Origin of the sequence: Microaerobacter geothermalis (genome assembly GCF_021608135.1) — a bacterium.
In the GTDB taxonomy this organism is placed as follows: domain Bacteria; phylum Bacillota; class Bacilli; order DSM-22679; family DSM-22679; genus Microaerobacter; species Microaerobacter geothermalis.
Map to the genome: position 1 here is coordinate 1 of NZ_JAKIHL010000012.1, position 22601 is coordinate 22601.

The following is a 22601-nucleotide window of genomic DNA, read 5'->3' on the forward strand; positions in this document are numbered from 1 at the left end:
GATCAGAGACAAACAGTAATTTGATATTCGTGCTCGCAGCAACAGGAATTTGTGCTCAATGATCGATGCTGTCCGTTTAGTTCGCGGGGTCTGATATTGCTACCACCATAAAGATTTACGACTTACCATTCCCCTGTTCAATTTCCATTATGAGAAGATGACGATGATACAGTAACTAGGTAACTACTGGATGGAATTATTTTCATGAGAATTTGTGACCCTGCGGGTCATGTAAGTTTAGTTCCATCGGGAGCTTTAGTGGCACTTAGCCATCGGGCAAAAAATATCGTATAAATGGGAGGAAATGGGGATGAAGATGCTGGAAAACCAGGTAGCAATTATTACCGGTTCGGGAAGGGGAGTGGGACGTGCCGTTGCAGAGATGATGGCGGAACATGGGGCCCGTGTGGTGGTGTCGGATCTTGATCCGGAACCGGCTGTTGAAGCGGTAAAGGAGATCAGGGCCAAGGGAGGAGCAGCGATCTCTGTTGTGGGGAATGTTACCGATCCTGATTTTCCCAAAAAGATCATTGGAGAAACGATTCAAGCCTTTGGCAAGCTGGATATCCTGATTAATAATGCAGGTTATACCTGGGACGGGATGATACACAAAATGACAGATGAACAGTTTCAGGCCATGCTGGATATACACTTAATCGGGCCATTCCGATTGATTCGTGAAGCAGCCCCTTACTTCCGGGATGCGGGCAAGGCGGATATCGAGCAGGGAACACTTCACTATAGAAAGATTGTAAACGTTTCATCGGTGGCAGGAGTTATGGGCAATGTTGGGCAGGCCAACTATTCATCGGCCAAGGCAGGTTTAATCGGTCTAACCAAAACGGTGGCCAGGGAATGGGGGCCGTTCAATGTGAATTGTAATGCCGTAGCTTTTGGTTTGATTGACACCCGATTGACCCAGGCAAAAGAAATGGGTGAGAAAGTAAACGGCGTGGAAGTGGGTATTCCACAAAAGGTAAGGCAGATGTTTGAGCAATCCATTCCCCAGAAGCGGGCTGGTACGGTGGAAGAGGCAGCGGCAGGCATATTTTACCTCGCCTCACCGTTTTCCAACTATACGAATGGACATGTCCTTCATATAAACGGAGGTTGGTATACATAAAGAAGGTGTCACAAAATTCAAATTAGAGCACCTAAACTCAACAGGGTATTGATGTATTATTCATACCAATAATCAATATGTAGTATGAACAAAGGGGCAGCTCATACTTATGAGTCACCCCTTTTTTGGTGGTGTATTAATTTGCTTCATCTGCAGCTTCAGGCTTGTTTCGTTTCTTTTCCTTTAATCTTTTTTCAAGGATGTTGATCATAAAGAGGTAATGCTCGGCTTCACGAAGTACGTGGTCAGCTAATAACGGGTTGATGACACTCTTGATCTGACATTTTTTAATCATTTCAAGTAATGCTTTTTTGAAGTCTCTTAATTCCATTGTGGCATTTTGACTTTCTTCATTTGTTTTTCCGATAATAGGATAAGTTGGTTTTTTCCCTAACAGCATGGATTCAACATCCCGTGCTTGATCTAATAAAACATCAAAGTCATTCCCAAATTGTTGGGCTGTCATCACTAGATTCCGTTCTGATGGATCAAGGAAATGGGCAATAAAATGAGAATGTTCCATCATAATACGCAGCCAAAACACGTTTTCAAGAATAATGGCATCTTGGATAGGCTCGAGAATACCTTGATTAAATTTAATCAGGGTATTTAAAAAATATTCAGCTTCCCGTGCAATATGGTCTACCAGCAGCGGAAGATTGAACCCGGAGATTTTACAATTGATGATTAAAATCAGGACATTTCTCTTAAAGTTACGAAACGCATACGTTGACTGGATGCTTTCTTCATTTAGCTGTCTCACGGCATGATCTGTTTCAGGAATGGAATGGGCCCGTTTAAGCAGATGATCAAATAAATCAAAAAATTTAAGTGCCTCCTGAATCAGATTTTTGTCCTTACGATTAAATCCTTCACTAAGAAATAACGCATGCTCCTTCATAATTCTTAACCAAAATCGATTTTCGGTAAGAGAACCTTCAATAAACATTCTTTCACTTAACGATTCAAGTGGTGCACCTTTCATTTCCGGAGGAACCAGCAATGCTTTTTGCGGGTCCATTACAAAGTGGCCGGGAATAGGACTTGAATCAGGGTGTTGGATCAACTTCAGTACCTCCCATCATAGATAAGCTAATATAGCTTATTATGGGCGGTCGTCCATGGTTCCTTCACCGATGAATAGGTTAGTCTTTTTCTATTTCATCAATTTCTTCTTTTATAGAATAAGCTTTTTTTGTCACATAAACAGAGATTCCGATAACGGCAAAAATAATGATCATAGAGATTACAATGATAATTGTCATCTTCTCACCTCAAGATTATCCGATAGATAAGTGCTACTGAGACTCCTGCTTCATTATTATAGCATGACAAATGGAACATTAAAACAATTATCACTATTATAATATTGGAAAATAAATATGCAAAATGGTATATTATTATTAGTCAAAAAATATTAAAATATTGTTAATTGAAATAATATTAACGTTGGTATTTGAAATTTTGTGAAATATTTATGCAATAAATCCCTATATCAAATGTAATTCGTTTATTGAAACAGGTGATAGAATGCATAATAGTATAAAGCATCCCGATGATCATCAATTTGAAAGATATGGTTTGATCGATAACATACATGAAATGGTTGAAGTGATTAGTCAAGAGCTAAAGAAACCCGTAACCATTGAAGCAAAGAATTTTGATTTGATTGCGTATAGTGCGAATCACCAAGAGGTTGATTCTGCCCGTCAAAAAACCATACTGGAGAAGAAGGTCCCCAGTTTTGTTGTAGACCGTTTAAACCGAGCCGGAATTATTCGCAAATTGGAATCTACCAATCATCCTATTCGCATCCCCCCTTTAGAAGAAGTTGGATTAACCCAAAGAATAGCTATGAGTATTGGATACCAGAAGCAGGTTATTGGGTATATTTGGATTCAGGAGGATTTTCCGCCATTAACAGAAAAGGAATTCCAATTTCTAGAGAATATTTCCGGCCATATTGCCCGTATTCTATTAGAGATCAGTAGTACGAAAAAGGCACAATAAGAAGCAAAAGATAACATTTATTGGCGGCTATTAAAAGGTGAATTTAAAACAGAACGAGCTTTAAAACGGGAGGCTGAACTCATTCGATTAACATTACCAGCTAAATTTTCGCTTATCGTCTTTTCCTTAGCCTCATTTTCATCAGACCAGGAGATTGATCAATTTAGAAATTTAATTCGTTCATTTTCTACCTATACGAGTAAAACCACTCATTGGATAGAAAACCGGGAGCAGATCGTTGTGATCATTGACAGTCCCTCACTAATCGAAGGATCTTCTCAAACATTGGCAAATGAATTTGTCAACCAAATATTTGAGCAAATGGAAAAGAAGAAACTGATTCTTCCTTATGTTGGAATTGGTAATGAATATACGAATATCTTAATGGCGGGAAAGAGTTATACGGAAGCCTTGGAAGTCATTAATATCGTCAGTATGTTAAAGCCGGAATTATCAAGACGATTAATAGAATATTCAAAGCTTGGGATTTATCGGCTGTTAACAACAATCCATGAGAAGAACAAAAATGATAATTATTTCAATGAATCATTAATAAAGATTATGGAGTATGACCGTGAAAATCAAAGTGAATTACTGCAAACCTTAGAAGTGTATCTTGTGAACAATTGTAAATTAAAAGAGACGGCTGAGCGTCTTTATGTTCATCCTAACACTTTAAATTATCGAATTAAAAGAATCATGGAAATTGCTAAAATTGATTTTGATGATTTTCATACACGATGCCAGCTATATATTGATCTATTAATTTTACGGTATCTTAAATAACTTTTTGAGAAGAGCCTTCTATATTGGGGGTTTTTTTTATTATTGTCCATTTGTGATTCAGAAACAAATGAATAGTCAAAATATTGTGGTTGAGAACCAATGTGTTAAAACAGTATAGATAATATAATGAATTTACGGAAAATAGGAAAACGACAAAAAATATAAAATAACTGAAATCAGGATGTTGTACTTTCTGATGTGCCAAAAAAGGGGGGGTTAGATGTCACTTGATGTTGAGGTAAGAAATGTAGAAAAACACTATGGTGATTTTACTGCCTTGCAGCCTACATCTTTACATGTAAAAAATGGCGAATTTTTAACCATACTTGGCCCCAGCGGCTCAGGAAAAACCACGTTGTTAAAAATCATCTCAGGCTTTGAAACCCCTTCATCCGGAGATGTTCTAATTGGTTCGGAAAATGTGACCTTCTCGCCTCCTCATAAAAGAGGAATAGGAATGGTTTTCCAAAACTATGCTTTATTTCCTCATATGACGGTTTATGACAACATTTGCTTTCCATTAAAGATGAGGAAAGTGTCAAAAGACAAAATGAAGGAAAAAGCATTGGAAGCTCTTGAGCTTGTTCAATTAACCAAATTTAAAGACCGTTATCCGAGTCAGCTTAGCGGAGGGCAAAGACAGAGGGTGGCTTTAGCAAGAGCGGTTGTATTTGATCCCCCAGTTCTGTTGTTGGATGAACCGTTGGGTGCATTGGATAAGCAGCTTAGGGTTCAAATGCAGTTGGAAATTAAAAAGCTTCAGGAAAAGTTAAAAATTACAACCGTATCAGTTACCCATGATCAGGAAGAAGCGTTAACCATGTCTACAAGAATTTGCATTATCAACAACGGACAAATTGAGCAATTAGGAACACCCAGAGAGATTTATGAACATCCAAATAATCGATTTGTTGCGGAGTTTATTGGTGAAACCAATTTAATAGATGCACAAATTGTAGGATGGGAAGAGGAAATTGCTATCATAAAAACAAATAAAGGGGAGCTGTTGCGGGCAGTTACCTTAAACAAAGAGTTAAAGAATGTGACCATTGCGATACGTCCGGAGCTTATTTCAATCGTATCTCCTGAGGAGCCAGGCGATAATATGCTGCGGGTAGTTGTTCAGGATATCGTTTATTTAGGAGATTCAAGCCGCTGTCAAGTGATCACAGAAAAAGGTGAATATTTAAAAATTAAACTCAGTCCAAAAGAAATTCCATTTGTTCGAGAGGGACAGGAATTGATGATTGGATGGGAAGTAAATCAAGGAGTTTTAATTCATTAATAAACAAAATTGATAATGATAAAAGGAGGTTTTTCACTAATGAAAAAATGGAGTAAATGGTTAGGATTTTCAGTTATCTTTATTTTGGTTTTATCCTTAGCAGCATGCGGTGGAAATACCAAAGATGAAACCGGTTCTGCACCGACAGAAAATTCATCTCCAGATAAGACAAGTGACGGCGGACAACTTGTCGTGGTAAGTTGGGGCGGAGCATATCAGGATGCCCAAAGAAAAGCCATGTTTGAACCATTCAAGCAGGAGACTGGTGTTAATTTAGTAGAAGATAGCCCGGTGGATATCGGAAAGCTAAAAGCCATGGTTAAGGGTGAAAATGTTCAATGGGATGTTGTGGATGTACTAGGAATGGACGTTCCAAAGCTTGTCAGTGAAGATCTGTTGGAACCCATCGATTACACGATTGTAGACAAGACCGATATGCTGGAAAGTGCTGTAGGAGAATATAACGTTGATATTGACTATTATTCAACCGTACTGTCCTACAATAATGAAAATCTCCCAAACGGAAAAGCACCTGAAAGTTGGGCTGACTTCTTTGATAAAGAGAAGTTTCCTGGTACACGAGCACTATATAAATCACCGATAACAACCTTAGAAATTGCCTTGTTGGCTGATGGAGTTGCTCCTGATCAGTTGTATCCTTTAGATGTGGATCGTGCCTTTAATAAGTTGGATAGCATCAAAAATGAAATTGTTTGGTGGGAACAGGGAGCTCAACCAGTCCAGCTTCTCTCTGATAAAGAAGTAGTGATGGCCGTAGCCTGGAATGGACGTATCGCTTCCGCTGCCAAAGAGGGTCAACCGTTGGCATTTACCTATGATGACGGAATTTTAGACTCAGAGGCATGGGTTGTACCGAAAGGAGCGAAAAATAAGGAGACGGCTATGAAATTTATTCAATTTGCTTCTCAAGGAAAACCACAGGCAGAATTGCTAAATGAAATCCCATATGGTCCGACGAATAAAAAGGCCTTTGATTTTATGGAGGAATCTTATGCAAGATCACTCCCCACATATCCTGACAATTTTGATAAGCAAATTATTTTAGATGTAAACTGGTGGAACGATAACTTTGAAACCATCAATGACCGTTTTCAGGAGTGGCTATTAAAATAATGTGGGGATGAATATCCCCACTTCTTTTCTTAGCAGATAAGAAAGTTTCACCAGCGTCCAAGGCTTGGCGAAATGCCAAGTTTTCTAATATTAAGGAGGACAACGTATGAAACCAGATTTGGTTCACGGGGTTACGGCAGATCAAAAAAAAGCTAGAATTCCTATTCAGGGTGTAAATTTATTGGCTATCCCAGCATTAATATTTGTATTGTTTTTCTTTATTTATCCCTTAATTAAAGTACTTTTTAACAGTGTTTTGGATCCGTCATTCACCCTGAAGCATTATGTCCGTTTTTTTTCAGAACCGGCATATCTTCAGGTGTTATGGATCACGATTAAAACTGGATTATTGGTTACTTTTATTTGCTTGGTTCTAGGATATCCAGTTGCTTATATGCTGGCCTCTGTGCCAGATAGAGTTCGCAATCTATTATTAATCTTTGTATTACTGCCGTTTTGGACCAGTTTTTTGGTTCGAACCTATGCCTGGATCGTTATTTTACAAAAAGAAGGAATATTAAATAAGACATTACTTGCTTTAGGGATCATAGAGGAACCGATGAAAATGGTTCATAATACCTTTGGGGTAATTATTGGTTTAGTACATGTTTTACTACCCTTTATGATTCTTCCGCTTTATAGTGTGATGAAAAATATTGACATGGATTTGGTCAAATCAGCCCAAAGTCTTGGGGCAACACCATATAAATCCTTTACCAAAGTGTTTCTTCCGTTATCCTTTCCGGGAATAGCAGCCGGGTCGATTCTAGTATTTATCATTTCTATTGGATATTATGTGACACCTGCGTTACTGGGAGGGCGGAAAGACACGATGATTTCTCAGCTTATTGCTCAACAGATTGGTGAGCAGCTTAATTGGGGATTTGGTTCAGCCATTGCTTTGGTTCTGTTAGTTGTTGTATTAGGCCTCCTATATTTATTTAACAGATACTTTGGATTGGAAAAAATATCATTTGGTCCGTAAGGAGGCGATTCTATGAAAATCAATTGGAATAAAATATTGATCTATTCATTTGCATGTCTTGTTTTATTATTCTTGATACTGCCTACATTTATTGTAATTCCAATATCATTTAGCCCTTCACGTTTTTTGGAGTTTCCGCCACCAGGTTTTTCCTTGCAGTGGTATAAAAACTTTTTCTCCAGTGATTCCTGGGTCAACTCCTTCTTTTTTAGCTTAAAAGTTGGATTTGTTACGATGATAAGTGCAACCATATTAGGAACATTGGCATCGATTACTTTGGCCAGAAGCAATTCCAAATGGAACAGTATGTTGTACTATATTATGGTAACTCCGATGATTGTTCCTCTCATTATCATAGCGGTAGCGATATACAGTTTATTTATACGAACCAATTTGCAAGGGTCCTTTATCGGATTGGTGATTGCCCATACAATCATTGCCATTCCCTATGTGATTACCACGGTAGTTGGTTCCTTGAGAGGATTTGATATCCGTATTGAACAAGCGGCGATCAGTTTAGGAGCTCATCCCTTTATTGCATTTATGAGAGTCACAGTCCCAATTATTTCACCCGCTCTTATTTCAGGGGCATTATTTGCTTTTATTGCATCTTTTGATGAACTCATTGTGTCCATATTTGTTTCCGGAGTGTTTGCAAAAACGCTCCCGGTAAAAATGTGGGAAGGAATTCGTTTGGAAATCGACCCTACGATAGCGGCTATCGCCTCCATATTAATCACAATTTCCGTTGCATTGTTTGCTGCCATAGAATTATTAAAATTTATTAGCAATCGTAAAGGACTTTCATGAGGATGGGGTGTGACTATGATTCGTTTTTCACATTATATTCAAACTATTGACTCCCACACCATGGGTGAGCCAACCAGAATTATTACCGGCGGAGCTCCGAGAATCCTTGGAAAAACCATGATGGAAAAAAAGTTGTATATGGAATCAGAGCTGGATTGGTTAAGAAAATTATTAATGAGCGAACCTAGAGGCCATAAGGATATGTTTGGGGCAATATTAACGGAACCCTGTGATGAAACCTGTGATCTGGGAGTCGTTTTTATGGATTCGAAGGGTTATTTAAACATGTGCGGTCACGGGACCATGGGAACCGTAACAACTGCCATCAATACCGGAATCATGAAACCCAAACCTGTCATTAGACTGGATACACCTGCCGGTGTTGTCGAATGCAAAGTGAAAATTGAGAATGATACCGTGAAAGAAGTGAGCCTTAAAAACGTTCCATCATTTGTTTTATACCAGGATATTGATATCGACCTTCCTGAAATAGGAAAGATTACCATGGATATTGCTTTTGGAGGCAGTATCTTCGGTATCGTCGATGCTGCACAACTAGGACTTAAATTAATGATGGAAGAACATCAACAGCTTATATATTTTGGGAAACTGATTATGACTGAGGCCAATAAGCAAGTGAAGGTTGCCCATCCCCTGATCCCTCAGATTAATAAAATTGATCTGGTTGAGTTTAGCTTACTTTCCAATAAACCAGGGATTCATTACCGCAATGTAGTTGTTTTCGGGAATGGACAAATCGACAGATCGCCTTGTGGTACAGGAACTTGTGCAAAGATGGCTTCCTTATATCAAAAAAAAAAGCTGGCTCTTCACGTGGAATTTGTTCATGAAAGTATCATTAACTCAACATTTGTGGGAAAACTGCTTGATGTCCAGCAAGTAGGAAAGTACCAAGCTGTGATTCCACAGATCACTGGGTCGGCATGGATTACCGGAATGCATCAGTTTATCATCGAAAAAGACGATCCATATCCGGAAGGTTTTTTAATTGGATAATTCAATAAAGACTTCACTCTCAGCAGGCTTTTATCATGAATTTCTGCTTGAGGGTGAAGCTTTTTTTTCTGTGAAAAACTTTAAAGGCTAAAGTACCTATATTAAAGATCTCTGACAACTAGTTGTCTATGTGTATGGGCAGGCTCTGGCACAAAAACCACTCCATAAGGTGCTGCAGTACCTAAAGCTTTCCGCCTAAAAACGGTTTTTCGCCTTGCACACCCGCCCGTATGCTCTTTTTTAGAGATCAGATACGGAATTTACAAGAGTCAAGTATAGAAGTTTTTTATACTTTGAATTTAAATATTAAATTTTTATAAAGTATAAATTATGCTAATATAAAAAATAGCTGAAATACTAAATATTTTACTAGCGATCCAAGGTTGTTTCGTATCTAAAAATTGAAGATGCGAGAATAACGTAGAAAACATAAAATTATTGAAATGTGGTATTAATAGAATTACCATCAGTGGGTTGGAGGTTGAAATTAAAAAAGCGGTTGGCACTATAAGTAGAAATTAGTGGATTTACGGTTAAAATAATTGACGATAAAGTCAATGAATAACTTTTCAATACCTTCAAATGTTGCACCTTTTAGATGAATGAGTTCAAAATTCCGATTGAGTTGGGGTATATTCAATACATTGACTTTTAGTAGTTGATTTTTTGCTAATTCTTCATTAATAGAAAAACGAGGAAGTAGGGCAATTCCGACTTGTTTCTTGACCATTCGTTTTATAACCTCTATACTATCTACTTCCATCACTACGTTTGGTTCAATATTTAAGTTTTTGAAGACCCCATAAGTTAATGACCAATCGTACGTACTACGATTAAATAAGATCAAAGGTTCTCTTGCGACTTCTTCAATCGAGACCGTTTTCCTTGAGGAAAAATGATGGTCTGGGTATATCACCAAAACCATTTCATCATCCATTAAATGGGTAGTTTCAATCAAAGGGTGGTTGACCGCACGGGAAATGCCAATGGGTACTTCATAATTAAGAACCTGTTCCAACACATGGTGGGAGTGACCTGTATGAATAACTAATCTCACTTTTGGATAGGCTTTTTGAAACTTTTCGAAAAGCTGCGGAAGTATGTAATAAGCAGCAATAAGCACAGAAGAAATAACAAGTTTACCTTCTGTTTTATTGTTCTCTTTTTGAATAGCTAATTTGCCTGATTGAACGTTATGTAAAATTTCTTTAGCGTATGGAAGAAAATTTTCTCCACTCTTCGATAGAATAATGTTTTTACCAACCCTATTAAACAGAGTGCTTCCTAGTTCATTTTCTAATGATTTTACCCTAGCGCTTACAGAAGGTTGGGAAAGAAATAGAATTTCTCCGGCTTTGCTAAAACTTCCAGTTAAGGCAACATAAACAAAGGCTTCGATTTGTTCAATTTTCATTACTGTAACACCTCAACGGTATATTCAAATAAGTTAGAATAATTTTAATGGTTTCGCCTATTCATTAGGTATAGGATATCACAGATTCTTATTTATCGGTAGAATATCTTGCGCTTTAAACCACATGAAAAAAATCCAAATTTTAAGCGAGGGGTAATTAAAGGCATTTAGATTTATCAAAGGGGAGTTTATTTATATTGATCAGTTAGCCTTTCCTGAAGATATTTGTAGTTGATAATCAGTAAGTTAGCGATGGTAAGCCAGGATGCTTTATGATCCTTTATCTTGAAACTGTAACAATATATCGCCAATTAAATCAATCTGAACGAGGAGATATGAATCAAATATGAAGCGATAGGCGATGCAAGGGGAATTTATTCATTAGAAGAGCATGTAATAGATTTTCCCACTAGAGAGCCCGTCAGGCACACAATAATTTTTTCTTGAATCTTGATATACATCAATAAAAGTGATATAAGATTAGGTAAAACCTTGCTTTGCTCTCTTTCTTTTGGAGATTTGGTGGTGGATACCTAATCTATAACCTAAAAACAGGGGAGTGGCAAGGCTTTTTTATTACATCCCTTTGTTTTCAAGGAAAATTCACTTTTATATAAAAACATTTTTGACAATACGTAATAATTAAGGGAGGCAGAATGAATGAAAAATAATCTTTTAACTCAAATTATGGTCGCTTTTGTAGTCGCTATTATTTTGGGTGCTATTGTTGGGCCAAGTATTGAAGTAGTTAAACCTCTTGGGGACTTATTTTTAAGATTGATAAAGTTTATTATTGCACCTTTGGTATTGGCTTCTTTGGTGGTAGGGGTCGCAAGTACAGGAGATGTTAAGAAACTAGGTCGAATGGGTGGAAAGACCATTTTTTTCTATTTAGTTACTACAGCTATTGCCATATCCCTTGGCTTAATCATTGGAAATCTATTTGCACCAGGGAGCGGCTTGGATATCGCATCGTCCGATGTAAAAGTGGAACCTAAAGAGTCTGAAGGTTTTATAGCTACATTACTTGCTATCGTACCCACCAATCCTTTTGATTCTTTGATATGAAAATAAAATTTTCATCCGAATTTGTGACCCTTCGGGTCATGGATGTTTAGTTCAAGGCAACATACTTCAAATCATCTTTTTTGCTATTTTCCTTGGTCTTGGAATTACGATGGTTGGAGAAAAGGCGAAACCGGTTTATCAATTTTTCGATGGATTTGCCGAAGTGATGTATAAAATCACGGGGGTTGTCATGAAATTTGCCCCGGTAGGAGTATTTGGACTTATTGCACCAACAGTTGGTAAATATGGCATTTCTGTACTATTGCCATTGATAAAGGTGATATTAGCTGTCGCTATTGGCTGTATTCTTCATGCACTGATCGTATATTCCACGAGTGTAAAAGTTTTCGCCCAAATGAGTCCGGTCAAATTTTTCAAGGGTATAGCACCTGCAAGTTTAGTGGCCTTCAGTACCACTAGCAGTGCTGGAACTTTGCCGGTAACCATCAAAAGTGCGGAAGATAATTTAGGTGTTTCCAAAAATGTTAGCAGCTTCGTTCTTCCATTAGGAGCAACCATAAATATGGATGGAACGGCACTATATCAAGGTGTTTCCGCATTGTTCGTAGCTCAATTTTTCGGCATTGACTTATCCTTCATACAACAATTAACAATCGTACTGACGGCCACATTGGCTTCCATTGGAACGGCCGGCGTACCGGGAGCGGGTCTGATCATGTTGACGATGGTATTGACGTCTGTTAACCTCCCTTTGGAAGGGATCGCGTTAATTGCAGGGATTGACCGTATTTTAGATATGTTTAGAACGTCGGTCAACGTAACCGGTGATGGCGCTGCAGCCGTGGTTGTTGCTGCTACAGAAGGCGAATTAAATGCACCAGTGGGAGCGAATCAAGGATCAGCAGCCCGAATCATGTAATGGAAAGCTGTATATCAATGGATCAAGAGAAGTAATTTTATTTACCTTTACTGATTAGTGCGTTTCCTTTCTACTCAAGTTTGACTTAAATCACTGTATCACCAATTTCTGCATTCCTATCCTGTTGATGAAAATATATTAAACAAAAACCCTTGATCTTGATCAACAGTCTTCAAAAACAAAATGCCCTCTAGCGATGATTCGTTGGAGGGCAAAAATATGGATTCGCATTTATTGTATTTTTCTAACATACTTCAAGGGATCCGTTTCCGCCGCAGTATGAACAGTGTACAATTCCTTCACCATGACAATGGTTGCAATGCTTTCCGTCATGATTTTGTTTCTCTCCACGACAAGTCGGACAAACGACTTCACCATTTCCATTACATCTGTAGCAATCAGCCATTTTAATAACCTCCCTGAAATTTTTTAAATCTTCTTGTGTTAGCATTGTTATAATACACATTGTTAATTGTTAAGTGTATTATAATACAGTATTTTTTCAAACTCAAGCCCTTTTTTTAAAAAAATAAAAAATTATGTATTGTAATGATCTACTTCAAATAGCTTTGTCCGTGCAAAGTAATTATTTTTCTGTCTTTTGTTCGATAATGTTTTTAGGAATTTTGCTGTGTTCATTTTAGATCTTTTCACATCATGAAAATTTCCATACAATTTTTCATGAAAGAACCACAACTTAATCGAAGGTTATGCGTATAAAGTAATAACTATGGAATTGAAGGCAACCTTTGCGTAGAAAGGCAAAGGAAATGGCGGAGGGACAAACATGAAAGGGAAAATTTCATTATTGCTGACCATCTTGTTATTGATTGGGGGCTTGACGGTTTCTGCAGCCCCTGCTATTGGAACTGTGGGAGAGTCTTCAGTCAAAGTGCTTTTAAATGGGAAGGAGATTGTACCTTCTGAAAGCTCCTTTGTATTGGATCCTAAAATATCCTTGATTACGGAATTGGCAAGGAAGTTAAATGCGATTGTCCGCTATAATGCTGACGGCACCCTTAATATTTATAAGCCTAATGTCAATATGTTGGCTTTAACAAAAATAACGTATGATGATTATGAAAGGTATTTTAGCACCCAATACGAACTGAAAAATGATGATCTATTCTTAATTAGACCCATTGGAATTATTCCGCTTTTAGATACATTCACCATTTATTTTTATGCTGAAGTCGGAAATCTCCCCAAAGAGGATTCAGTCTTTAAATTTGCAGTGTATAATCAGGAAAACCAGTTGGTTGTTGAAGGAAAAGAGCTGTCGGTTGAAGGTTCAAAGGGGGCCGTTCGTTTAAATGAACAATTGAATATCCCTTTTAAGGCGTATGGAACCTACAAGGCAAAGCTTCTCATGAAGTTTAAAAATGATGACAGCAATTTATTTCAGCCCGTAGGGGAAAAAATCATTATCGTAGCAAAATAAGAATAACTGGAAGGGACTGTCCCAAAGTGATTGGGATAGTCCCTATTTTTATTTAGCCAAATGATTGATTATCGTCTACAATGATAGTATGAAGGAATGATATCGTAAAAATAATTACATAAAGAAAGGGATAACAGGGAAGATGAACAAAAAAATTTGGATAATAATAGGATTAGTTGCAGGATTAACAACTCTTTTTGCTATTGTGGCCAATGTGAACGAAATAGACGAGGTGACAGGGGGAAATTCCTCGCCATCTGCAGTTGAATCAGATGAGCCAGCTTCGTCGGTTGAACCGGTTAAACCTGTTAAACCAATCGACCCGGTTGAAACCCAACCCGAGAGTCTGCCGATGCAATCATTGCCGGTTTTAAATCAGGACGGAACTTTCTTCTTTTCAATTGAAGCATTGATTTCCCAGCTGAATGGGAGGTTATCTTTTGACGAAGTCAATGGTACAATACAATTTGAAGTGTTAGGGCAGTCTTTTGAAATAATCAGGGGAATTCCTGTGGTTTTTCGTAATGGGATTGCCCTTCCTAAAAAGTTTTCATTTGTTTATAAGGAAAATGAAAACGAGTGGTTTTTTCCAACCTCTTTTTTAAGTGACGCATTACAGTTGGATATAAGAGAGATAAAAGAAGGAGAGATTTATTACATAAAGCCCTCTAAACCCGCCTTTGGCTCAACAGATCAAACGAAGCCCAATATTGCGTTAGAGAATATGACCTCTGAAGAACTTATTAGATATTTGTCCTTTCTCTCTATTCCTATTGAGAATGCCAAATTAAGCACGAGAGATTCGCAGCTTCCTGCTGCTCCAAGAACCTACAGGAATGGCATTCATGAAGGAATTGATTGGTATAGCGGGGTTACCGGAATACAGATTGATGATCGGACACCCGTGTTATCTATGGCCGATGGTGTGGTGGTTAGGGCTGATCTGGATTACCAAGAATTAACTTATCAAGAAAGGGAAGATTTACTAAAACAATCAAAGCAGTCTGTAAGCACTCCTTTATATATTTTGGACAAATTGCGGGGGAGATCGGTATGGGTTCAATATGAGAACGGCGTGTTGGTCAGGTATATACATCTTTCCCGAATAGAAGATGGCATTGAAGTTGGAAAGAGAGTGGCCCGTGGAGAACGTCTTGGTTATGTAGGTAATTCAGGGACTAGCAATGGAGTAGAGGGGAGCAGAGAAGGTTTTCACCTGCAAACAGATATCTTGATATATGGCGAATTATTCTGGAAATATTTAGATTATAAAGAAATTCGTAGTGTTCTAAGTCGGCTTTTCACCTAAATAAACTTTGTCCATTCATTTTCTGACATTTCGGTGATATAATAATAGAGAAAAAAGTAATAAAGGAGTCGATTGTTAAGAATGAGGTTATCGTCAAAAGAGACAAAGGATTCTGACGGACCGGATATACGTATGGAATGGTCTGATATTAGAACGTTGATAGCCAAATGGGAGATTCCGCATTCAATGAAGATGGATATTGAGGAGCAATTTTCCATACCCTTTCAGGAACTTCCTTTTGTCCTGCGTTTGTATGACGTGACTGACAGGGAAATAAGGGGGGACGGGATGGATCATTACGTCGATTTCCTGATTAATCAGGAAGCGCCTCAATGGGTGCTTTATGGGGTTAAAGAAGATCGTGATTATTGTGTGGAATTGGGAGTCCGCATGATAGATGGAAGGTTTTATTCACTCATTCGTTCAGAAACTGTTTTTTCTCAGATTGCTTCTTGAACACAGAAATCGGGCGAGAAATCATACAATAATAAATATATAATGAATGAAGAAAGAGACATGTTTCTTAGAGAAGCATGTCTCTTTTTCAGTCTGCAAATCAGCAGGATCGCCGATTTCCTGACGTGTGATTTTGAACAAAAAACATGAACAAAAACCACTTCGGTGGTTTTGTTCTACTACAGATTGGTCATCATCTGATAACCGGTATTGGAGGGAACTGCACCATTGTCACCATGGCAAGCATTGTACATATCCTGTAGGTCTTGGTCACTCCAATCAGGGTGTACCTGCTTCATAAACGGCAGCATGTCTTCAAAGTTGTAGAAACCATCAGTTGCTGCATACGCTGTACCGGCTAGCAGAACCAAAAGAAGGACTAACCCGGCAATGATTTTCTTCTTCACATGACTCACCTCCCTTAATCACTTGTACCTAGTGACACTTCCCACTAACACTTCGACTTCTGGCATCATCTTAAAATACCTAACCCCTTATCTAAAATTTATCCAATAAATATTAAAAACTTATGAAGATAAGGCAAACAAAAATCGAATCACAAAAAACAGAATTTACAAAATATTCCCTTTATTAATGTTGTAAAATAAGCTATAATTAAACTAACAAAAGAATATATATGACATCTCAGTAAGGCACCGACTTTATATGCAGAAATGATGGACAAGGGTTCACAAGATTAATCTGTATATAAGTTGGTGCCTTTTTCCACTTCTATATGGTTCAACTATATAGACATAGAGGTCTCAGTTGTTTAGATCAATGCTGACCCAAATCATTTCTGGCGCAAACTGATAGAAACTTAATGAGAAGGAGGTCGGATGTATGCCGTTTTTAGAGAAGTTGTCGGAACATCGAGAGAAGGATAGGGGACTGCAGTGGGAAGGAACATTCCTGGATTATTTGAAAATGGTTAAGGAAAACCCGAGGTTAAGTCAGACCGCCCATGCCAGAATTTATTCCATGATTATGTCTCACGGGATGGAAGAAGAAAACGGAAAGACCATCTACCCTTTCTTTCAACAGGAATTATATGGATTGGAAGATGCCATACAGAAATTAGTTGAAGAATACTTCCGTCCTGCTGCCCAGCGTTTGGATGTAAAGAAAAGATTGCTCCTGCTAATGGGGCCTGTAAGTGGCGGGAAATCAACGATTGTTACTATGTTGAAAAGGGGGCTTGAAAAGTACAGCCGAACCGATGAAGGGGCTCTCTATGCTATTAAGGGATGTCCGATGAATGAAGATCCCCTCCATTTGATCCCAGTAGAATTACGTGAAGATTTTGAAAATGAATATCATATTAAAGTGGAAGGAAGCTTATGCCCTGTCTGCCGGTTTAACCTAGAGGAAACCTATCAAGGAAGAATTGAAGAGGTTCCGGTAGTTCGAATTACGATTTCTGAAGAAAAGAGAGTGGGAATTGGAACGTTTGCCCCGTCTGATCCGAAATCCCAGGATATTGCCGATTTAACCGGAAGCATTGATTTTTCGACCATTAGCCAATATGGTTCAGAGTCAGATCCCCGGGCCTACCGGTTTGATGGGGAATTAAACATTGCCAATCGCGGACTCATGGAATTTCAGGAAATGCTCAAATGTGATGAAAAATTTTTATGGAATCTTCTTTCACTGACCCAGGAAGGCAACTTCAAAGCAGGCAGATTTGCGCTAATTTCAGCGGACGAGCTGATCATTGCCCATACCAACGAGACGGAATACCGGAATTTTATTAGCAACAAGAAAAATGAAGCCCTTCATTCCCGTATTATTGTGATGAAGGTCCCCTATAACTTGAAGGTGTCGGAAGAGGAAAAAATTTATCAAAAACTGATTAAACAGAGTGATATACAAGATGTTCATCTTGCTCCACATGCCCTTTGGAGTACTTCGGTCTTTACCATTTTAACTCGGCTGAGGGAGTCGAAGAAACGGGGAATCGACCTGCTAAAGAAGCTGTACCTTTACGATGGCCGAGATATTGAAGGTTACCATGAAAAGGATGTGGAGGAGTTAAAACAGGAGTTTCCTGATGAAGGAATGTTTGGCATTGACCCTCGGTATGTCATCAACCGAATCTCTACGGCATTTATCAATGAGGAAAAGCGGTGTATCAATGCGTTGGATATCTTACGGGCGTTAAAAAACGGGTTGGATCAACATCCTTCCATTTCTGAAGAAGAAAAGGGGAAATATCTGAATTATATCGCCCTTGCCCGGCAGGAGTATGATGAAAAGGCAAAAAAAGAAGTGCAGAAAGCCTTTGTTTATTCCTTTGAAGAATCGGCAAAAACCCTATTAAACAACTATTTGGACAATGTAGAGGCCTACTGCAGCGGATTAAAAATAAAGGATCCAATTACAGAAGAGCCCAGGGAGCCTGATGAAAGGCTGATGAGGTCGATTGAGGAACAGATCGGGGTGAGCGAAAATGCAAAAAAATCATTCAGGGAGGAAATTTTGATTCGAATCTCGTACTATGCCCGCAAAGGAAAAACATTTGATTACCAATCCCATGAACGTCTGAAGGAAGCCATTGAAAAGAAACTGTTTTCCGATCTGAAAGATATCGTCAAAATTACCACTTCAAGCAAAGTGCCGGATGAACAGCAATTGAAGCGAATGAATGAGGTGATGAAACAGTTGATTGACCATCATGGGTATTGTGCAACCTGTGCAAACGAACTTTTGAAATATGTGGGCAGTCTGTTAAACAGGTAGGTGCAAGCAGGGAAATGGAAAGGAGTGAGAACCCATGGAGAAACACCATCCCTTATTTATTCTGTCCCAGGAAGACTGGAGCCTTCACCGCAAAGGGTATGCCGATCAGGAAAGACATAAGAAAAAGGTAAAGGATGCCATTCGCAAAAATTTGGCGGAGATTGTCAGTGAGGAATCTATTATTCTTTCAAACGGTAAGGATACCATTAAAGTACCCATTCGTTCCATTGAACAGTTTCGGTTTAAGTTTAATCTGGATAAACAGAAACATGTAGGTCAAGGACAGGGAGACAGTCAGGTGGGGGATGTATTGGGACGGGCCAACGATGGGGCTGGTCAGGGACAGGGGAATGAGCAAGCCGGGAATCAGCCGGGCCAGGATTATTATGAAGCGGAAATTACGGTGGATGAGCTGGCTGAGTTGATATTCGAGGATCTTTCCCTTCCCAACCTGAAAAACAAAGAAAAAAACGAGATATATACCCAAGACATTACCTTTGACGATATCCGAAAAAAAGGACTCATGGGAAATATCGATAAAAAGAGAACATTGTTGGCCCATCTGAAAAGGACCCAGCTTGATGGGTGCGTGATGAACCGCCCGATACACGAGGAAGATCTCCGTTTTAAGACATGGAATGAAGTGAATCGTCCCGAGACAAATGCCATCATCATGGCCATGATGGATACTTCCGGTTCCATGGGCAGTTTTGAAAAATATATTGCCCGAAGTTTCTTCTTCTGGATGACCCGATTTTTGCGGACCAGGTATCAAAGGGTGGAAATTGTCTTTATTGCCCATCATACTGAAGCAAAAGAAGTAACGGAGGAACAGTTTTTTACAAAGGGGGAAAGCGGCGGAACCCGCTGTTCTTCCGCTTATCAGTTGGCCCTGGAATTGATTGAAAACCGGTATCCTCCTCAACGGTATAACATCTATCCCTTTCATTTTTCCGATGGCGACAATTGGTCTGATGACAACCCGCTGGCCTTGTCATTGTTAAACAAGCTCCTTGAAGTAAGCAATATGGTAGGATATGGCGAAATTGGAAGAAGGGGATCAAGAAGTACATTAATGCACCTGTTTCATTCTATAGATCATCCCCGGTTTACCCAATGCTTAATTGAAGAGAAAAAGGATGTTTATATGGCTTTAAAAACCTTCTTTGGAATGAAAGAGGGGGGTGCAGCATGAGAGGAAGTCAGATGAAACCGTTAGCCGATGCCATTGATCAAATCACTTCCCTGGCCCTTGAAGAAGGATTGGATTTTTTTCCGATGCATTTTGAAATATGCCCTGCAGATATTTTATATTCCATTGGGGCATACGGCATGCCGACAAGATATCATCACTGGAGCTTTGGAAAAAACTTTTACCGGATGAAAATGGATTATGATTACAATCTTAGCCGCATCTATGAATTGGTGATCAATTCCAACCCCTGTTACGCTTTCCTGTTGGAGGGGAACTCTCTTTTGCAGAATAAATTAATTATCGCCCATGTGCTGGGTCACAGCGACTTTTTCAAAAACAACCCCTACTTTTCATTAACCAACCGGGATATGGTGAATCATATGGCGGTGGTTGCGGAGCGAATCCGTCAATACGAATTTGATCACGGATTGGATGAGGTTGAAAAAATATTGGACGCCGGTCTTTCCATTCAGGAGCATATTGATCCCTGGCGAAATTATCGGGACGGCACTATGCGGGGAAGAGCTCCCAATCACTTTGACGAACAGGAGCAGAAAGAGAACGATAAACGGATCTTCCCGGATAAGGATATCCTTTTGTATATCGCTCAACATAGCGGTCGGTTGGAACCTTGGCAAAGGGATATCTTGTTTATCCTCCATGATGAAATGATGTACTTCTGGCCCCAGTTGGAAACAAAAATTATGAATGAGGGTTGGGCCACCTTTTGGCACCTTCGTCTTTTGCGTAAGATGGAGCTGACCGAGCAAGAAACTTTTGAGTTTGCCAAATTAAATGCCAGTGTCACACAACCCTCTCCAACAGGAATCAATCCTTATCACTTGGGGTTAAAAATCTTTGAAGATATTGAGCGGAAATATGGATTGGAAGCTTGTTTTGAAGCGAGGAGCCTGGATCATGATCTTTCCTTTTTGCGAAACTATTTAACCAAGGACCTGATTAAGGAGCTGGATCTTTATCTATTTGGAAAATCAGGGGATATTTATCAAATCGTAGGCAAGGATTGGGAGGAAATAAGAGATCGCCTGGTCCAATCAAAAATTAATGGCGGATTCCCTTATCTTGTCGTGAAGGATGATCATTACCGGGGAAAGAATGAATTGCTGCTTTTTCATCAGTATGAGGGAATTGAATTGGATGTCAAATATGTGGAAAAAACACTTCCTTATGTATTTGCTCTTTGGGGAGAGCCCGTTCATTTGGAAACGGTGATTAATGATAAACCGATCATCTATTCCTGGGACGGAACATTCAAACACGAGTTTATCAACTAAATGATCAAACGACCTCTATTCGTGGGCAGTTCCATAAGCAAAGCAGAGGGAATGTGCTGAAGGGGTTTGCAACTTCCCTCCTTTATCCGTAGAATGAAAGGGTTAGGAGGGAAGATTTTTGAAAGAATTTGATCTGATAGAAGTAAATTACCAAACGTTAAACCAATGGATTCAGCAAATAAAGGATGGGCTGGCCCAATGTGATGAAAATGGCTTATCAGAAATAGAAACAGCCCTTCATGGGCTAAAGGTAAAGATTTCTAACCCGGGGGATATTAGTCCTTCTTGGCAGTTTATTTGGCAGGAACTTGAAGAAATTCTTCAATACAAGAAGGATGTTTATGCCAAGATTCCTGAACATCAGAGATCAGGGACCTGGCAGGTTCTCTTTGATAACCCTTATTCTGTTGAAGGGGTCGTTTGTCATACCGAATTGTCTTTTAGCAAAGCCGCCTATCTGTATGCAAAGTATCGCAGAGGATTGCAAAAAACAGAATATGTGAAATTGCAAAAAGTGATTGATGCCATCATTCACAGGGGATAATCAATTTGTATCGTTTTTGTTGTTTCCAAGGGATATGAGCTAGGATGGTCTTTCAATTTCAATGGTGGTATGGGTGATTCCAAATTGTTGTTGGATCACCTTTTTAGCATTTTCCAGAATTTCCTGATCATCCTCTCCATAAGGAATCACTAAATGGCAGCTTAGAGAATGAAACCCTGATGTAATGGTCCAGATGTGAAGTTCATGGACATTTTTCACTCCGGGTATTTTTTTTAGGGTCTCTACAAGCAGGGTGACGTTTATATCCCTTGGTGTCCCTTCCATTAGGATATGAAGGGATTCACCGGTGACCCGAAGACCGCTGAGGAAAACAAGGGTTGCAATGATGACGCTGATAATAGGATCAGCAATATACCAATTAAAATAATAGATGAACAGCCCTGCCCCGATGGCTCCGAGGGAACCCAAAATATCGCCAATGACATGAAGAAAGGCGCTTCTCAGATTTAAATTCTCCTTTACATCTCCCCTTGTTAAAATCCAAGCGCAGACTAAATTGGCAATGAGACCGATAAAAGCGATGAAAAGCATCATTCGGCTTGCAACTTCTGGTGGCTGCCAAAACCGATGATAAGCTTCTATATAGATATAGATGGAGACTCCCAGTAAAGCCAGGCCGTTAAAAAGGGCAGCGAGAATCTCAAAACGGTAATAGCCGAAGGTTTTCTCTGAAGAGGGCGGTCTGGTGGCTATCCACATGGCAAATAAGCTGAGTCCCAAAGAGGCGGCGTCACTTAACATATGGCCGGCATCAGAAAGGAGGGCAAGACTATTGGATATCCAACCTCCTATTGCTTCAACAATGACAAAAGCAGAAGTAATAATGAGAGCTATGGAAATGGACACGCGATTTTGATCTACTGCTTTTGTACGATTGGGATGGTCATGATGGTGGTGGCTATGGCTCATCGATCACTGCCCCTTCACTTATGTATTTATCCTTCTCCAAGGTGGTCCACCTATATTATATCGAAAAACGGAACTGATATATCAAATAAAAAATTAAATATTCTTCAAAAAAGAAGGAAAATTATCCTTTTTGTATAATAATCTGAATATATATAAAGGTTATAATTATTCCTATTAACT

Annotated in this window: 21 protein-coding genes and 1 pseudogene; 16 read left to right on the forward strand and 6 right to left on the reverse strand. The window is 39.0% G+C overall.

The window, feature by feature from the left end; translation table 11 throughout:
* Positions 1 to 310 precede the first annotated feature (310 nt).
* A complete protein-coding gene (locus tag L1765_RS06670; RefSeq protein ID WP_236405875.1) occupies positions 311 to 1123 on the forward strand; it encodes an SDR family NAD(P)-dependent oxidoreductase in 813 nt (270 codons plus the stop codon).
* 136 nt (positions 1124 to 1259) lie between these two features.
* Here the strand turns inward: L1765_RS06670 and L1765_RS06675 are convergent, their stop codons facing one another.
* Both L1765_RS06675 and ytzI read right to left on the reverse strand, forming a co-directional pair.
* Positions 1260 to 2144 carry a DUF2935 domain-containing protein gene (locus L1765_RS06675; RefSeq protein ID WP_236405956.1) on the reverse strand — a complete coding sequence of 295 codons (885 nt, stop codon included), beginning with the start codon at positions 2142 to 2144 and terminating at the stop codon, positions 1260 to 1262.
* A gap of 124 nt (positions 2145 to 2268) precedes the next feature.
* The gene (ytzI, locus tag L1765_RS06680) at positions 2269 to 2388 is read right to left on the reverse strand and encodes a YtzI protein (protein WP_236405876.1); all 120 of its coding nucleotides are present in this window, start codon (positions 2386 to 2388) and stop codon (positions 2269 to 2271) included.
* Positions 2389 to 2653: 265 nt separating this feature from the next.
* Here ytzI and L1765_RS06685 point away from each other — a divergent pair, with 265 nt between their 5' ends.
* The 7 genes from L1765_RS06685 to L1765_RS06715 all read left to right on the forward strand — a co-directional run bounded on the left by L1765_RS06685 (position 2654) and on the right by L1765_RS06715 (position 9150).
* Positions 2654 to 3133, forward strand: a complete 480-nt coding sequence (locus L1765_RS06685; protein WP_236405877.1) for a hypothetical protein — start codon at positions 2654 to 2656, stop codon at positions 3131 to 3133.
* 15 nt (positions 3134 to 3148) lie between these two features.
* Positions 3149 to 3919: a PucR family transcriptional regulator gene (locus L1765_RS16100; protein ID WP_329609996.1), complete on the forward strand. Its 771-nt coding sequence runs from the start codon at positions 3149 to 3151 to the stop codon at positions 3917 to 3919.
* A 220-nt stretch (positions 3920 to 4139) separates the two neighbouring features.
* Complete coding sequence (locus L1765_RS06695; protein ID WP_236405878.1) at positions 4140 to 5204, forward strand: ABC transporter ATP-binding protein; 1065 nt, start codon at positions 4140 to 4142, stop codon at positions 5202 to 5204.
* Positions 5205 to 5243: 39 nt separating this feature from the next.
* Positions 5244 to 6338, forward strand: coding sequence for an ABC transporter substrate-binding protein (locus tag L1765_RS06700; RefSeq protein ID WP_236405879.1), 1095 nt, complete (start codon positions 5244 to 5246; stop codon positions 6336 to 6338).
* 106 nt (positions 6339 to 6444) lie between these two features.
* Positions 6445 to 7323, forward strand: coding sequence for an ABC transporter permease (locus L1765_RS06705; RefSeq protein ID WP_236405880.1), 879 nt, complete (start codon positions 6445 to 6447; stop codon positions 7321 to 7323).
* 12 nt (positions 7324 to 7335) lie between these two features.
* Positions 7336 to 8133, forward strand: coding sequence for an ABC transporter permease (locus L1765_RS06710; protein ID WP_236405881.1), 798 nt, complete (start codon positions 7336 to 7338; stop codon positions 8131 to 8133).
* Between the two features lie 15 nt (positions 8134 to 8148).
* A complete protein-coding gene (locus tag L1765_RS06715) occupies positions 8149 to 9150 on the forward strand; it encodes a proline racemase family protein (protein ID WP_236405882.1) in 1002 nt (333 codons plus the stop codon).
* Between the two features lie 505 nt (positions 9151 to 9655).
* On the opposite strand, the gene L1765_RS06720 is transcribed toward L1765_RS06715, so the two are convergent.
* Positions 9656 to 10564, reverse strand: coding sequence for a LysR family transcriptional regulator (locus L1765_RS06720; RefSeq protein ID WP_236405884.1), 909 nt, complete (start codon positions 10562 to 10564; stop codon positions 9656 to 9658).
* A gap of 660 nt (positions 10565 to 11224) precedes the next feature.
* On the opposite strand from L1765_RS06720, the pseudogene L1765_RS06725 reads away from it, so the two are divergent.
* A pseudogene (locus tag L1765_RS06725) lies at positions 11225 to 12512 on the forward strand (dicarboxylate/amino acid:cation symporter).
* 231 nt (positions 12513 to 12743) lie between these two features.
* Here L1765_RS06725 and L1765_RS06730 read toward each other — a convergent pair.
* On the reverse strand, positions 12744 to 12896 hold the full coding sequence (locus L1765_RS06730) for a hypothetical protein (protein WP_236405886.1): 153 nt from the start codon (positions 12894 to 12896) through the stop codon (positions 12744 to 12746).
* Positions 12897 to 13299: 403 nt separating this feature from the next.
* Between L1765_RS06730 and L1765_RS06735 the strand changes: the two genes are divergently transcribed.
* From L1765_RS06735 to L1765_RS06745, 3 genes are all read left to right on the forward strand, one after another.
* Positions 13300 to 13953 carry a hypothetical protein gene (locus tag L1765_RS06735; protein ID WP_236405889.1) on the forward strand — a complete coding sequence of 218 codons (654 nt, stop codon included), beginning with the start codon at positions 13300 to 13302 and terminating at the stop codon, positions 13951 to 13953.
* A 142-nt stretch (positions 13954 to 14095) separates the two neighbouring features.
* The gene (locus L1765_RS06740) at positions 14096 to 15262 is read left to right on the forward strand and encodes a M23 family metallopeptidase (protein ID WP_236405891.1); all 1167 of its coding nucleotides are present in this window, start codon (positions 14096 to 14098) and stop codon (positions 15260 to 15262) included.
* 81 nt (positions 15263 to 15343) lie between these two features.
* On the forward strand, positions 15344 to 15718 hold the full coding sequence (locus L1765_RS06745) for a DUF4912 domain-containing protein (protein ID WP_236405893.1): 375 nt from the start codon (positions 15344 to 15346) through the stop codon (positions 15716 to 15718).
* Positions 15719 to 15897: 179 nt separating this feature from the next.
* Here L1765_RS06745 and L1765_RS06750 read toward each other — a convergent pair whose 3' ends face one another.
* Positions 15898 to 16134: a CUE domain-containing protein gene (locus L1765_RS06750; RefSeq protein WP_236405894.1), complete on the reverse strand. Its 237-nt coding sequence runs from the start codon at positions 16132 to 16134 to the stop codon at positions 15898 to 15900.
* Between the two features lie 427 nt (positions 16135 to 16561).
* Between L1765_RS06750 and L1765_RS06755 the strand changes: the two genes are divergently transcribed.
* The 4 genes from L1765_RS06755 (at position 16562) to L1765_RS06770 (ending at position 21491) form a co-directional block, all read left to right on the forward strand.
* Positions 16562 to 18457 (forward strand): PrkA family serine protein kinase, encoded by a 1896-nt coding sequence (locus L1765_RS06755; protein ID WP_236405895.1) that lies wholly within the window; start codon positions 16562 to 16564, stop codon positions 18455 to 18457.
* A gap of 34 nt (positions 18458 to 18491) precedes the next feature.
* Positions 18492 to 19652: a sporulation protein YhbH gene (gene yhbH, locus L1765_RS06760; RefSeq protein WP_236405896.1), complete on the forward strand. Its 1161-nt coding sequence runs from the start codon at positions 18492 to 18494 to the stop codon at positions 19650 to 19652.
* Positions 19649 to 20947: a SpoVR family protein gene (locus L1765_RS06765; protein WP_236405897.1), complete on the forward strand. Its 1299-nt coding sequence runs from the start codon at positions 19649 to 19651 to the stop codon at positions 20945 to 20947. Before yhbH ends, L1765_RS06765 begins: the two co-directional genes overlap by 4 nt.
* A 118-nt stretch (positions 20948 to 21065) precedes the next feature.
* Positions 21066 to 21491, forward strand: a complete 426-nt coding sequence (locus tag L1765_RS06770) for a hypothetical protein (protein WP_236405898.1) — start codon at positions 21066 to 21068, stop codon at positions 21489 to 21491.
* Between the two features lie 39 nt (positions 21492 to 21530).
* Here the strand turns inward: L1765_RS06770 and L1765_RS06775 are convergent, their stop codons facing one another.
* On the reverse strand, positions 21531 to 22421 hold the full coding sequence (locus L1765_RS06775) for a cation diffusion facilitator family transporter (RefSeq protein WP_236405899.1): 891 nt from the start codon (positions 22419 to 22421) through the stop codon (positions 21531 to 21533).
* Positions 22422 to 22601 lie beyond the last annotated feature (180 nt).

Excerpts from the sequence above, each read along its gene's own strand:
- L1765_RS06670 (WP_236405875.1), top strand. The coding sequence starts at position 311 with ATGAAGATGCTGGAAAACCAGGTAGCAATTATTACCGGTTCGGGAAGG.
- L1765_RS06675 (WP_236405956.1), bottom strand. The coding sequence starts at position 2,144 with ATGGACCCGCAAAAAGCATTGCTGGTTCCTCCGGAAATGAAAGGTGCA.
- ytzI (WP_236405876.1), bottom strand. The coding sequence starts at position 2,388 with ATGACAATTATCATTGTAATCTCTATGATCATTATTTTTGCCGTTATC.
- L1765_RS06685 (WP_236405877.1), top strand. The coding sequence starts at position 2,654 with ATGCATAATAGTATAAAGCATCCCGATGATCATCAATTTGAAAGATAT.
- L1765_RS06695 (WP_236405878.1), top strand. The coding sequence starts at position 4,140 with ATGTCACTTGATGTTGAGGTAAGAAATGTAGAAAAACACTATGGTGAT.
- L1765_RS06700 (WP_236405879.1), top strand. The coding sequence starts at position 5,244 with ATGAAAAAATGGAGTAAATGGTTAGGATTTTCAGTTATCTTTATTTTG.
- L1765_RS06705 (WP_236405880.1), top strand. The coding sequence starts at position 6,445 with ATGAAACCAGATTTGGTTCACGGGGTTACGGCAGATCAAAAAAAAGCT.
- L1765_RS06710 (WP_236405881.1), top strand. The coding sequence starts at position 7,336 with ATGAAAATCAATTGGAATAAAATATTGATCTATTCATTTGCATGTCTT.
- L1765_RS06715 (WP_236405882.1), top strand. The coding sequence starts at position 8,149 with ATGATTCGTTTTTCACATTATATTCAAACTATTGACTCCCACACCATG.
- L1765_RS06720 (WP_236405884.1), bottom strand. The coding sequence starts at position 10,564 with ATGAAAATTGAACAAATCGAAGCCTTTGTTTATGTTGCCTTAACTGGA.
- L1765_RS06730 (WP_236405886.1), bottom strand. The coding sequence starts at position 12,896 with ATGGAAATGGTGAAGTCGTTTGTCCGACTTGTCGTGGAGAGAAACAAA.
- L1765_RS06735 (WP_236405889.1), top strand. The coding sequence starts at position 13,300 with ATGAAAGGGAAAATTTCATTATTGCTGACCATCTTGTTATTGATTGGG.
- L1765_RS06740 (WP_236405891.1), top strand. The coding sequence starts at position 14,096 with ATGAACAAAAAAATTTGGATAATAATAGGATTAGTTGCAGGATTAACA.
- L1765_RS06745 (WP_236405893.1), top strand. The coding sequence starts at position 15,344 with ATGAGGTTATCGTCAAAAGAGACAAAGGATTCTGACGGACCGGATATA.
- L1765_RS06755 (WP_236405895.1), top strand. The coding sequence starts at position 16,562 with ATGCCGTTTTTAGAGAAGTTGTCGGAACATCGAGAGAAGGATAGGGGA.
- yhbH (WP_236405896.1), top strand. The coding sequence starts at position 18,492 with ATGGAGAAACACCATCCCTTATTTATTCTGTCCCAGGAAGACTGGAGC.
- L1765_RS06765 (WP_236405897.1), top strand. The coding sequence starts at position 19,649 with ATGAGAGGAAGTCAGATGAAACCGTTAGCCGATGCCATTGATCAAATC.
- L1765_RS06775 (WP_236405899.1), bottom strand. The coding sequence starts at position 22,421 with ATGAGCCATAGCCACCACCATCATGACCATCCCAATCGTACAAAAGCA.